We start from the raw sequence: 12,468 nt of genomic DNA, 5'->3' as shown, positions 1-12,468 counted from the left end.
AATTGCAAAGATAAATATATTCAAGTCGAAGCAGTAGTTGAAATTGAATAATACAAAATAAAAACTTCATAGAAAAAAAACTCCGCTCTCCAAAGTGTTCTCATGAAAAACTACGCAAAGTCAGAGACATTTGCGCAGCGTAAAGAAAAATACTTCGGAGAGCGGGAGATACTATATCCAACTAGTTAATCACGAAAGCCCTTAATAATTCTATCTAATTCTTCTGCATTTTTGTATTCGCCATTAATGCTATCCATACTTCTTTGTGATTTAAACCATTCTAGATTGTTTGTTTTAGTAGTATGGTTCCAAATCATTTCGTAATCATTCATGTATTTATACCGGATATAAATCACTCCGTTTTTTACAATATATTCTTGATGTTCTCTTTGTAGAACCCACTTTATATTTTTATAAAAATTTGGCGGAATTTCATTTGGTTTTGCGATTTTAAATAATTGATTATGAAATGTTTCTGAAAATAATACTGGTTCTCGCAAATCTTCATTTACAAGCACAGGACGAAGTTCTACATATCTATTTTGCCAATAAAAATAAACCGAGAGTAAAATAATTAAAATTGCTAAAACTACGTATATTTTTTTTTTCATTTCTTCTATTTCAATTTTACACTTAACCCTCCAAAAAATCCAGATTTAAAAGTTTTATTAAAACTTTGTTGCCATTGACTTCTCATTTCATATGGTTTTGCTCCGCAATGTTTTTCTACTAACAGAGCATCTGAGTCATTAACATACCCAAAACCATTTATGTAAGCATTTGCTCCTTTGTGCCAGTCGTATCTATCCCACCAATAATGAATTATTGTTCCTGATAATACAAAGTTATCTTTTACTCGGGTAATTTTAAAATTAGCCTTTGAGGTTATTGTACTTGTACCACAAACATAATATAATTCACGAAAAATACCGCCAACAAATTGACGTTGCAATTCATTTTTATACTCTGCAAAATCTCCATTTTTAATTAACTTTTCATCAAAATTTTCAAGTCCCAGTCTTTCCTCAAATCGTTCAATATTTACATTTTCAGCAACAATAACCTCATTATTTCCTCTAAGCCAATTAATATCAATGTTTTTAGTAAATCCTGATCCGTCTAACCACCATTGTAAACAATCAGCTGCCATATTAAAATTTCTTTCTCTGGCTTTTTTAATCATTTCAAGATAATTCTTTTTTAACATTAAAGCTTTTTCTTTTTCGCTCAGCTGAAGATAGAAGCTTCTAGCTTTTGGATCTCCTTGTTGATTCCAAAAAGGGTCGCCAAATAATTTTTTGTATTCTGAAGGATCTAAATCAGTTTTTGTTTTAAAAATATCTTCATTCATATTTTGCAGGTAATTATTTAAGTATCTCTCAAATTTGAGAGATACAAATAACTATCATGTCCAGAATAAGATTTAAAAATATCACTAAAAGTCTAAATATTGTTTTTTGTATAGATTCTACTATTTATTGATGTGTAATTCAACCCGATCTCTCGGATATGCGTAACGATAGCACGGAAATTCTTACTATGCTCGTTCCTATATTAATAAAAACTGGATTTTCTTTTTTAAATCTGTTAAGATATACTTTGCAGGCACGGATTACAAATCCGCGCGATCGGGAAAAGAAGAACACTTAGTAGAGTGGGAGAAGAACAATTCGTAGAGCGTGAAAGAAAAAGTAATGTAGTTTATTCTTTAAAAAAATTAGTACAATAACAAAAATTTTAACAGAATAAGAATATTTTAATATTAAATTTGCCACAACTAATCAGATATTTATAGTTAATGAAAGACGTTTTATCATCATTGTCAGATATTATAAATTCAATAACTATAGGACCAGTTCCTCAGTTATTTTTAAATACAGTGTTTTCCGGAGGGATATTTTATTTTATTCAAAGAAAACATAAAAGAAACGATGATTTTATAATAGAAAAGAACAAACGTATTGTCGAAAAACATGTCGATTTTGAATCTCAACTTTTTCACTTAATGAATACAGTTAAGATTGGAAATATTAACGATCAAATTTGTATCGATTTATATACCAGAATTAAAAATTTTACAATTCTAAATTATCTATACATCTCTGACGATTTATTAAAGATCAGTAATGAATTTGCGGATTATCTTTTAGAAATATCAATTAATATAACGACTAGAGATCGAGAATTAGAAAATAAATTAATCAAAAAATTTAAATCAGAGTTCAAAAAATAAATGCGAAAAATTCTTATAAATGGTAAGTACGATGAAAATAATATAACCCAATTAATAGCTAAATTCAGCTTCGTATTTGACTTAAAAGGTAAAAGAATTAAAAACTACATTTTTGAAGTTAATATAAATAAAAATGATTTTACTTCTATTGCTGCATTGGTAATTTATAAATCATTAGCATATACAATAGATGAGAATTGTTTGCAAGACCCGCAAGCTAACTTAAATATAATAGCGGAACTTTTTACAAAATACCACTTAAATGATTTATTGGTTGCTCTTTTAAAGGAGAAAGATAGAGAGAAATTATATTCACAAATAAAACCGGTGATAAAAGAAGATTTCTTTATTGCTCCTCATCCTATAAGTCGAGTGGATTTTAAAGATATAGACTCTATCGAAAAGAAATATTACAAAACAATTAAAGATTATTATAGCGCTATTAATGAAGATGTTGTTGAATGTATTAAAACACTTATAGTTGAAATTTCTTCTAATTTTTATTCTCACGCAACGGATCATAAGTCTATTTTGATGGCTGAAGGTAATAGTGGAAAAATAGAAATTGTTTCAGTTGATACTTCCGAGGGAATAATTGGAACGATGCGAGAAAAGTATAAATCAGAAAAAGATAAAGATTTAATACTTAATGCGTTTAAGAGGGGTGTATCTTCAAAAATCGAAAAGGGACACTGTGGAACCGGTTTGTGGTTAGTAAATGAAATAGTTACAAAACTTAAAGGGAAGTTAATTTTGCATACAGGAGGATATATTTACCGAAATATTCAAGGAAAAGTAACTATCTTAGCATCTTCTAAGTGGAAAGGAACAGTCTTGTACGTGAAGGTTCCAATTAGAGATGAAATGGGAGCGTTAATAAGTGAGATTCTTACTAACAAAATAAAATATATTTAACAATGGAATTAATTCTTTCAAATTACGGTAATGTAATAGCTACTGACAATAGAAGTGGTGAGATTTATGATATAATCAAAAAAGGATTGACTAAAGGTGAAAGCATTATAATCGATGCAAAAGATGTTACAATTTCAACAAAGGCAGCAAGAATAATATTTGGTCGTTTATATAAAGAATTAAAGGAGCAATTCAATGAAAAAATAAGTTTTAGAAATAACAACGACTTATTTAATTTTTCTGTAAATGAAGGTATTTCAACGGAATTAGAAAACTAAGAATTAAAAAGCCACTTCAAACTAGTGGCTTTTTTTTATCAATGTAAATTTTAAGAGTCAGGTGATTTTTCCATTATTTGATTTCTATCAACTTCTTTTACAACTTTTGCATATCGCAGAGTCATCATTTTTGATGTGTGTTCATATAATTCACCCAAAGCATCAAGTCTTGTGTATTTGTAACGGAAGAGTTTGCCACTAAATCTAAAAAATATAAACCAAGGTTTAGAAAGATCGTCATACCTGACAAGCTTTGGGATTGTGCAAATTGATTTCATTTTAATTTGTTTAAAAATTAAAATGTTTACGGGGACATTAAATCAATTATTTGTAATTCTGTTAACTTTTGTTCTCAAGTTTTAAAAACTCATTGTAAACACCTGTAATACACGGTTTTTTTGTGGAGTCGCCGGGCGGACCCGGGTCCAAATAAGTAACTAAAGACTTTCTACACGTTTATTTATTAATCAGTTTCTCAAACCTCTCCATCATTTCATCTTTCTCTTTCAGCATACGCTCGTACAGCGCAATTTTTTCTTCGTGCAATTTTAGCACTTGCTCTATAGGATTAAAAATAGGGTTGTCATTTTTTTGATATCCAATACCATTATCGCCAAAAGTATTAGAAATAACATTTACCGCTTGTTCTTCATCAAAATTCTGAAAAGCTTCAACCGGAATTCTTAATACTGCCGAAATTTGTTTCAACAGTTTGTCTTCAATTACATCTTTTTGTTCCAGCATAGAAATTTTCTTCTGATTCCAGTCTTCTCCCAGATCATAAGCCAACGCTTCCTGCTTTATGTTGAGCATTTCTCTGAAACGTTTTACGTTTCTTCCCTGATGTATTTTCTGTTCCATAATGAATGTCAATTTTTCTAAAGGCTCAAAGATAAAGCCATTTGTATTAAAAATCCTGAGTTTCAAAGATAAAAAAATATCCCTTATCCAAACTTTAAAATACAATAGGATCAAAATTTCAGCATCTATTTTCTTTAGGTTATTCGTTATAATAGAAAACAAAAAAAAAAATCATTTCGTTAGAAATGGGATTTTATCAAGGAATAAACTTCTGTTTTTCTTGCTTTACATAGATTGTATACTTAATTTTACTTACATCATTGTAGCTAAAAGAATATTGCTGTAATACTATATTAACAAAAATGAATAAAAAAATAATTTTACTGGTGGATGATGATTGTGACGATGCGGAGTTCTTCAGGTGGGCAATGAAGGGAACAGAAGAAACTTTTGCGGTTAAATTTGTGGATAGCGGTGACGCAGCACTTAATTTACTTTCCGAATTGGATTCACTTCCTGATTTGATATTGTTAGATGCCGGAATGCCAAAAATGGATGGTTGGGAACTATTGAGACTTATTAAGCTGGATTCGAAGTTTGGAAATGTACCGGTCATTATGATGGCAACTTCCAATGGAGTGAAAGGTATAGGTGAAGCTCATTCTTTGGGTGCCGAAGCATATATTGTTAAGCCTTCTGACTTTAGTGAATTAAAATTAATAATGCAGCAGCTTTGCATTGGAGTTCAGGCCAATTTGAAAAATACTCTGGAAAGTATGCGCTCCAATTTACCCGAAAACATTTATACATTTAGTTAGATAAATAAACAAATCATTTTAATTTGCACAAAATGATACTATTTGTAATTATTCTACTGACACTATTAAGAGCATATATAGTGCACTCTCTAAATTTAGTTACTTAATGAAGATTAAAGATATAGTTAACCGAGATCTTGTTACATTGACCAATTGCGACCAGGAACCCATACATATTCCCGGAATGATTCAACCGCATGGTTTTTTAATGGGACTTACTAATGATTGGATAATTGATTACTGTACCAGTAATATTTCGTCTTTCATAGATCTAAGTTACACACAGGCACTAGGAAATAAATTTGAAACTGTTTTTGGCATTAAAGCACAAGAACGTATTTTTAATTATATAAATTCAGATACCGTTCAAGATGTGTTTCCACTGGAAATTGAATTGTTAGAGAAAAATTTTCAGGTCAATATTCATAAGAGCGGTGATACTTATGTTTTAGAAGCCGAGGCTCAGTTCGATAAACAGATTTTGGCCGACATTTATACACAGACTATTCAGTTTGTAACACAGATGAATAACACAAAATCACTAAAAGATCTTTGTGCGCTTGTAGCAGAGGGTACAAGGGAAATAACAGGATATGATCGTGTAATGATATATCGCTTTGATGAGCAGTATAACGGTGAGGTTTATGCTGAAAGCTGCAGGAAAGATCTGGAGCCATTTTTAGGATTGCATTACCCGCATACAGATATTCCTGTGCAGGCGAGGGAATTGTACATCAAGAATTTGCTTAGATTGATTGTCGATATTAATTACGAGGCCGTTCCTATATTTACTATTGATAATAAGGAGGATAAAAACCTTGATTTAAGTCTTTCGATTTTAAGAAGTACATCTCCTATTCATGTGCAATATCTCAAAAATATGGGTGTTGGTGCAACGCTGACTATTTCACTTATTCATCATGACCGTTTATGGGGACTTATTGCTTGTCATCATTATTCGGAAAAGAATATTTCTCCAGAATTACGGCTTGCTGCAAAGCTTCAGGGTCAGTTTATCACGTCTCAGATTGATATTAGAGAATCAAATGATGAAAATATCGATTCTAAGAAGTCAATTGAGGCATTAGAGCACTTAACGGCTCTTGATCTTCCACTGGCTGAAGAGTCTTTAAATACTATTATCAAAATGCCCGAGTTGATGTCTTTATGTAATTCGGGAGGAGTTTCTATACAGTTTAGAAATAAAATTTATAAAAATGGTTTAACACCGTCAGATGATCAGATAAAAGCTTTTGTTGAGCAGTTGGAGAATAAGAAATCGGCTGAATTTTACACGAACAGAAAAATAAGCGATGATTTTCCTGAATTTGAAAAATGTTCCAATTTTGCCGGAGTAGTTTATCATTCTCTTGGCAATTCAAATCATATTATATGGTACAGACCAGAAACTGTCTCAGAAATCAACTGGGCAGGTGATCCGGAAAAAAGCATAGTTAAAGATAAAAACGGTTTGCATCCAAGAAACTCATTTAATATCTGGAAACAGGTTGTTAAAGGACAGAGTAGTATCTGGAAACTTTACGAAATAAATTCAGCTGCAAAATATGCACATTCACTTCACAATAGTCTAATGATGATTCTGTTAAGTGAGGAAGAGGAAAAATACAGGCTTCAAAGTGATATTTTAAAAGAGACCAATTCTGAATTAGAAAATATAAACTGGATTAGTACTCATGATCTTCAGGAGCCTTTGAGAAAAATACAGATGATTACTTCTAAGCTGCTTACAGAAAAGAGCGGTAACCCGGAAGATCCCGATTTTGATTCGCTGGAACGTGTCTCAAAATCTGCTGCAAGGATGCGTGAACTTTTGCAGGATATTTTGAAATATACCCGAATTAAAAACACTAAAGAAGCCACTGAAAAAATAGATCTCAATCTAATTTTTGATACAGTAATAGATGAATTCAGCGAGCTGATTTCAGAAAGCGGTTCAGTGATTGAAAGTGTTAAACTTCCAGAAGTTAATGCAATAGCGTTTCTGATGAAGCAGTTATTCTCAAATATTATTCTAAATTCCTTAAAATATGCTTCTCCTGATCGATCAACTGTAATAAAAATTACAGCTTCGCAGGAACCAGTAATTATAAATAATAAGGCTAACGTATATTATAACTGGGTTAAATTTTCAGATAATGGAATTGGATTTGATCAAAAATACGCAGAATCTATTTTTAAAGTTTTTACACGTCTTCATACTCAGCAGGAATACAGCGGATCTGGAATTGGGCTGGCATTGTGTAAAAAAATCATGCAGACATTAGGCGGAACAATTACTGCAGAAGGAAAATTGGGACAGGGGACTTGTATTACCATTTATTTTCCGTGTGATAAGGCAGATATCTCTATTTAAAATTCACTTAAATTGTGATATTAAATTGCCATGATTCACTATAAGAGGCAGAATTGAAGTTAACTCCAGCTCGATATGATTGCCACTGGTTCACGTCATAAACATAAAATATACAACATAGAAAAGTGTCATTAAATCTTTACAAAAAGCTAAAAGATTTAATACTTACATGTGAATTGGCAAACAATTACAAATGAAACTAATTGTATTGATACATAAATGTGATATTCAGGAATTAGTTTTTTGCTTGTCCGGGAAACAGGTCAATTAATTGCGCTAAAAACTTGATTAAAAACATTATAAGATTTATCTTGATCCAATATTATATTGCGTCGCAAGATTAAATTAAATGGAATTAATATGATGAACTTTCCCATAATAATGAGTATTACCTCGGGAGCGGCATTTTTACTCGGATTTTTATTGCTTGCACATCTTCGTAAAGTAAATTTTATTGCTAACACCTGCCTGGGTTTGTTTATTATTACTTTAGGTTTGGAAATGATAGAAATCCCCTTATTCTATAATAATTTTAATTTAAGACATCCCAATTTGTATGAAATGATAGGGCTTTCACGTTTTCTGACAGCTCCATTACTATATTTTAGCATTCTTTATTTTACATCTGTAAATAAAAAATTTGAATACAAAATGCTATGGCATTTTCTACCTTTTGTATTTTTTTTCATTTTCAGGATCCCATTTTTTATTACTGGAAAAAATATTGAGTTTAGCCCACAAACCGCTAGAATGTTTTTTTTCGTTTTGCAAATGACATTGCCTGTACAAGCGTTAATTTATTGGTTAGTCTCATTTGTGAAATTGCACAGGCATCTAAGAAATCTTCGGCAAATTTCATCTTCAACAGAGCAAAATGATCTTGTCTGGCTAAAATACTTTTTATTGATTTTGCTGTTGATAATAGTGGTTTGGTTCAATCTCATATTTTTTAATTTAGGATACTTAATTCAATTTACACCTTTCACCTATCTTCTAAGTGTCTTCTTTTTGGCCTATTTTTCTATGCAGCAAAATGAAATTTTCGATTTCACCAAAAGTGAATTAAATGAATTGTCATCAATTGTATCTAAAAAAGAAAGCCCAAAAAGAGTAGCGGGAAAACGATTAAAAGAGTTGGATGAAAAATTAAGAATACTTACCGGCTCTGAAAAAGTTTATCTTGAGAATGACTTAAGCCTGCCTAAATTAGCACAAAGATTAGATGCCAGCTGTAACGAAACCTCGTTTGTTATCAATGAATTGTATCAGGATAATTTTTATAATTATATAAATAGATACCGTATTGAAGAAGCAAAGTCATTGTTGCTGTCAAACAAGTACTATCAATTGAACATATTAGGAATCGCTTATGAATCCGGCTTTAATTCGAAAACTACTTTTAATACTACTTTTAAAAAATTTACAGGAATGTCTCCTACTCAATTTGTAAAAGCAAACGGTGTCCTGACAAAAGATACGGTTAATTAGGTTCGAAAGGGTACATCCGAACATTCAGTGTTTGAGTAATATTCAAATTTGCAGAATATTAATTCAAATAACGATAGATATGTTAGAACAAACATCCTTAGTAATTCAAAGTTCAATTGGAAAGAAAACATTCACGTCCATAATTTTTGGCCTCGAGCTTACCGCTTTATTATTATTGCTTGGTAATGGTGGAAATATTCGATGGCTTCCTCCTGTCATGGTCTTTTCCTTAATCGGAATTTTTTTGTTAACAGCCATTTTTTTTCCACTGATTTGGCAATTTTTAGAAAAAAAACAAAAGATCAATTCAATGAGTATATATGATTTTTTGTATAGTGGAATTCGATATTGCTTAGCCTTCAACATCGCAGCTTTTGGCTGGAAGAAATTTTATGGACTTCAGTTCATTGTACCAGAGGAAATTTCAAATATGCCCATGAACCAGCAAACAGGCGAGTGGCTTACCTGGTTTTATTTTGGATATTCGCATGCTTTTGGTCTGATAATAGCAGTGGTACAAATAGTAGGAGGATATTTATTACTGTTTAGAAAGACGTTGTTGATTGGAGCAATAATCCTGTTTTCCATGCTGTTTAATCTGACTTTAATTAATCTTTTTTATCAAATGAATGCAGGTGCATTGTTACAATCGGTATTGTTGACCATTGGAGTTTTATTTTTGATTATACTGGATTTTAAAAAGCTTGTTGTGTTTTTTCTAAAGACAAAATCTAATTTGCCACATATAAAATTTAAAAGTAAAATTCTACAAAACATATTACGGGTTTCTGCAATTGTATTGCCTTTATTGTTTACAATTTATCTTAAATCATTGGTACATTAAAAAACGAAACCTCGTTCTAACCATATCTGAAACGAGGTTTCTCCATGCGGTAATTATTCTCATCCTGAGGATAATTATCATAATTTTCCTGTGTTGTCATAATCTTTTAATTTAATGGTTCTAAATAAATCCTGGGGTGTCGCTAAGAATTACCCGCTGGAAGTAATATAAAGTTAGAAATGTGTAGCGGGATACTGATTTACAGCTGGGTTAACACGGTTCAGCATTCCGTTTTTTTTTAGAACATGCCATGGTATAATTTAGTATTGATGATTAGATTTTTTGTTATTTGAAATGTAGCAAACACTTAATAGTGTACATTTGGCATTTGTAAACCTCCCTAATATGATAAGTTCTCAAAATCCATTCGCAGATTCTGCAAACCTGAAAGAAATGGAACCGGTCAAAATTATACTGGCCGAAGATGATAAAGATGATCAGGAGTTGTTCCTGGATGCGCTGAATGTGGCAGAGGTACCTGCAGAGGTGACAACGGTTGGAAACGGGCAGGAGCTCCTGGAGAACCTGAAGGATGAGTCCGAGCCCACACCGGATATTATTTTTATCGATATCAATATGCCTGTTAAAGGAGGAAAAGAGGCGCTGGACGAAATAAAAAGCGATGAGAAGCTCAAAGACATCCCGGCCGTTATGCTCTCAACATCCAATCACCCTGCCGACATTGAAGAGACCTTTGCCAAAGGGGCGGGCCTCTATGTCGAGAAACCTCATTCCTTTACCGGTTTTGTGCTGATTCTCAAGAAAGTATTCCTGCTGCACTGGACACAAGCTTTACTGAATCCGGTCAGAAATTTATTTTTTGTATCCGAGAAGAATGTAACCCGAGGGGACTCCTAAGGACTCTTTGCAGGTTACCGTTTATTTTTTCCTTGTGGTATTGGGTGAGCCATATTTCTCTTTTCTGCTGTAATTGAATCTCACCGCGATCGCCCGCGGGATCTAAAAGACCTGTGTTGGTCCTTTGGTAATGGAACTTCCTGTCCTCAAAACGGCAGGTAAACCTTGGCGGCTCATTGTGGGAAACAATCCAGATGCCGGGGCTATTTTTTTTATGTCAATTTTTTTAAAATTTTCTGACTAATTGATAATCTGGTTTTGAAACTTTGCCGTTTTCTGTATCTACAAAAATTATATTAGCAGTTCCACTACCATCTTTATCATTCCATTTGGTAAACTGCCATTGAAGTTTTTCTTCATTTTTTTCTAAATCAACTTCTAATTCGGGCATTTCATAGCCATTTAATTTTGCGATTTCGAGTGCTTTGTAATATGATATTTTTAATTTTTTATCATAATCAGTTATGCTGTCTAGTTTTCCGTTTTCCAGGTAGATTTTCCATTTTCCAATACAAATTCTATTATCTTTAGTCATTATTCCTTCTTCTTTCAAATTTCCATTTGGATGAAATTGTTTCCAATAATAAAGTTTTGTGTTTTTGTCTTGTAAAATTTCTACGTGTTTTGAGCCTGAAATATATTTTCCTCTTATGATTATATAGTTTAAGCTGTCTTTCGAATTTCGATTTTCGTTACTTACAAGTTTAGGATTTTGATTGCTCGAAATTGGACCTCTAAATATTAATTCATATCTTGTTGTTTGTGCTGTTGATTTACAACTTAAAATAAAGAAAATAAATATTACAAGCTCTTTTTTCATTAGATTCAATTTTCGATTTATTAAAACTTACCACTGTATTGTTGTAGGCTGATTTTAACTTTTCTTAAAAATTTTGTATTTTGGTTTTTCGTAATCAGTTATGTCCAAAGTAATATCGTAAACGCCTGTTAAAATTTCTATGTTATCTCCTTTTGGCATTATTCCGTCGCTCATATCTTTTCCAAAATTTAAAGTCCAATCGTCATTAAAACGAAATTTAAATTCTCCTGTTTTTAAAGTCACATCTTTAATTGTCCAAATTCCTTTTGTTTCAGTTTCAAAAAGTTTTGCATCAGGACCTTCCCAGCCTTTTTCTGTGGCAGTTCCTACAATTCCCCAGGAAGGAAATATTTTTTTTGCTGTTTTTAGTTGATTTCCTACATGAAAATTTAATGACTCTATTTGTGAAGTATTGTTTCTTTCAAAAATTACATCACCCATTAATTCTTCAGCGTAAAATAAATTTTCTTTTACAGGATATAGAATAGTTGTGGGCCCGTTTCCACTTTGCAATTTTAATTTATTGTTTTCAGTTGTAAGGTAAATTACAAAATCGTCTTCTACTTGATAAGTTCCCACATATTCCTTTAAAGATTCTGGGCTCATGTTGGCTACAATCGGAATTTTATAATCTTTATTATACAAATTATACAAAGTTTTCATAATAGCATAAGTGGCGGTATTTAAACCTCTTTCTGTATTTGTAAGCAGTATAATGCAGATATCATCTTCGGGAATTTGAACAAAATTGCTACAAAAACCAGCTGCGTAACCACTATGACCAACTGTCTTTTTTTTAAACATTGGCATTGTAATCCAACCATAACCATAATTTTTTTTGAAAGGTGTATATGCTTTTTCTAAACTTTCTTTGGAGATAATTTTGTAATTTTTTAGTCCATTATAATATTTGTTTAAATCTTCAACAGTTGAGTATATTCCACCAGCTGCAAAAGGCATAGGCGGATCATAAACAATCGATGGTTTATGTTCTTTTTCAGTAAAAATCTCATAGCCAATGGTTTTATTTTCACTTTTT

At 31.7% G+C, this 12,468-nt stretch carries 15 protein-coding genes; 8 read left to right on the top strand and 7 right to left on the bottom strand.

What is annotated here, in order from left to right:
* Window positions 1–185: 185 nt before the first annotated feature.
* Both DCO46_RS20400 and DCO46_RS20395 read right to left on the bottom strand, forming a co-directional pair.
* A complete protein-coding gene (locus DCO46_RS20400) occupies window positions 186–611 on the bottom strand; it encodes a hypothetical protein (protein ID WP_116754327.1) in 426 nt (141 codons plus the stop codon).
* 5 nt (window positions 612–616) lie between these two features.
* The gene (locus DCO46_RS20395) at window positions 617–1,351 is read right to left on the bottom strand and encodes a hypothetical protein (protein ID WP_116754326.1); all 735 of its coding nucleotides are present in this window, start codon (window positions 1,349–1,351) and stop codon (window positions 617–619) included.
* 447 nt (window positions 1,352–1,798) lie between these two features.
* Here DCO46_RS20395 and DCO46_RS20390 point away from each other — a divergent pair, with 447 nt between their 5' ends.
* The 3 genes from DCO46_RS20390 to DCO46_RS20380 are packed head-to-tail and all read left to right on the top strand — an operon-like array spanning window position 1,799 to window position 3,426.
* A complete protein-coding gene (locus DCO46_RS20390; RefSeq protein ID WP_116754325.1) occupies window positions 1,799–2,233 on the top strand; it encodes a hypothetical protein in 435 nt (144 codons plus the stop codon).
* Window positions 2,234–3,148 carry an ATP-binding protein gene (locus DCO46_RS20385; protein ID WP_116754324.1) on the top strand — a complete coding sequence of 305 codons (915 nt, stop codon included), beginning with the start codon at window positions 2,234–2,236 and terminating at the stop codon, window positions 3,146–3,148.
* A 2-nt stretch (window positions 3,149–3,150) separates the two neighbouring features.
* Window positions 3,151–3,426, top strand: a complete 276-nt coding sequence (locus DCO46_RS20380; protein WP_116754323.1) for a hypothetical protein — start codon at window positions 3,151–3,153, stop codon at window positions 3,424–3,426.
* Window positions 3,427–3,476: 50 nt separating this feature from the next.
* Here DCO46_RS20380 and DCO46_RS20375 read toward each other — a convergent pair whose 3' ends face one another.
* Both DCO46_RS20375 and DCO46_RS20370 read right to left on the bottom strand, forming a co-directional pair.
* Window positions 3,477–3,704, bottom strand: coding sequence for a hypothetical protein (locus DCO46_RS20375; protein WP_116754322.1), 228 nt, complete (start codon window positions 3,702–3,704; stop codon window positions 3,477–3,479).
* A 178-nt stretch (window positions 3,705–3,882) separates the two neighbouring features.
* Window positions 3,883–4,287, bottom strand: a complete 405-nt coding sequence (locus DCO46_RS20370) for a helix-turn-helix domain-containing protein (RefSeq protein ID WP_116754321.1) — start codon at window positions 4,285–4,287, stop codon at window positions 3,883–3,885.
* A gap of 326 nt (window positions 4,288–4,613) precedes the next feature.
* Here DCO46_RS20370 and DCO46_RS20360 point away from each other — a divergent pair, with 326 nt between their 5' ends.
* The 3 genes from DCO46_RS20360 (at window position 4,614) to DCO46_RS22815 (ending at window position 8,907) form a co-directional block, all read left to right on the top strand.
* Window positions 4,614–5,045: a response regulator gene (locus DCO46_RS20360; RefSeq protein WP_165829035.1), complete on the top strand. Its 432-nt coding sequence runs from the start codon at window positions 4,614–4,616 to the stop codon at window positions 5,043–5,045.
* A 106-nt stretch (window positions 5,046–5,151) separates the two neighbouring features.
* Window positions 5,152–7,419 carry an ATP-binding protein gene (locus DCO46_RS20355; RefSeq protein WP_116754318.1) on the top strand — a complete coding sequence of 756 codons (2,268 nt, stop codon included), beginning with the start codon at window positions 5,152–5,154 and terminating at the stop codon, window positions 7,417–7,419.
* 1,008 nt (window positions 7,420–8,427) lie between these two features.
* Window positions 8,428–8,907 (top strand): helix-turn-helix domain-containing protein, encoded by a 480-nt coding sequence (locus DCO46_RS22815; protein WP_165829033.1) that lies wholly within the window; start codon window positions 8,428–8,430, stop codon window positions 8,905–8,907.
* Window positions 8,908–9,012: 105 nt separating this feature from the next.
* Here the strand turns inward: DCO46_RS22815 and DCO46_RS22810 are convergent, their stop codons facing one another.
* Window positions 9,013–9,165, bottom strand: a complete 153-nt coding sequence (locus DCO46_RS22810; RefSeq protein ID WP_165829031.1) for a hypothetical protein — start codon at window positions 9,163–9,165, stop codon at window positions 9,013–9,015.
* A 52-nt stretch (window positions 9,166–9,217) separates the two neighbouring features.
* Between DCO46_RS22810 and DCO46_RS20345 the strand changes: the two genes are divergently transcribed.
* Both DCO46_RS20345 and DCO46_RS20340 read left to right on the top strand, forming a co-directional pair.
* Complete coding sequence (locus tag DCO46_RS20345; RefSeq protein ID WP_124019586.1) at window positions 9,218–9,751, top strand: hypothetical protein; 534 nt, start codon at window positions 9,218–9,220, stop codon at window positions 9,749–9,751.
* Window positions 9,752–10,096: 345 nt separating this feature from the next.
* Window positions 10,097–10,609 (top strand): response regulator, encoded by a 513-nt coding sequence (locus DCO46_RS20340; protein WP_116754315.1) that lies wholly within the window; start codon window positions 10,097–10,099, stop codon window positions 10,607–10,609.
* A gap of 226 nt (window positions 10,610–10,835) precedes the next feature.
* On the opposite strand, the gene DCO46_RS20335 is transcribed toward DCO46_RS20340, so the two are convergent.
* Window positions 10,836–11,429 carry a hypothetical protein gene (locus DCO46_RS20335; RefSeq protein ID WP_116754314.1) on the bottom strand — a complete coding sequence of 198 codons (594 nt, stop codon included), beginning with the start codon at window positions 11,427–11,429 and terminating at the stop codon, window positions 10,836–10,838.
* Window positions 11,430–11,483: 54 nt separating this feature from the next.
* Window positions 11,484–12,468: serine hydrolase (locus DCO46_RS20330; protein WP_116754313.1), on the bottom strand; the 985-nt coding region annotated here is incomplete at its 5' end.

It is taken from the genome of Flavobacterium sp. HTF (assembly GCF_003105115.1).
In the GTDB taxonomy this organism is placed as follows: domain Bacteria; phylum Bacteroidota; class Bacteroidia; order Flavobacteriales; family Flavobacteriaceae; genus Flavobacterium.
The sequence above is the reverse complement of the archived record's forward strand: the minus strand, read 5'-3'. Positions and strand labels throughout refer to the sequence as shown.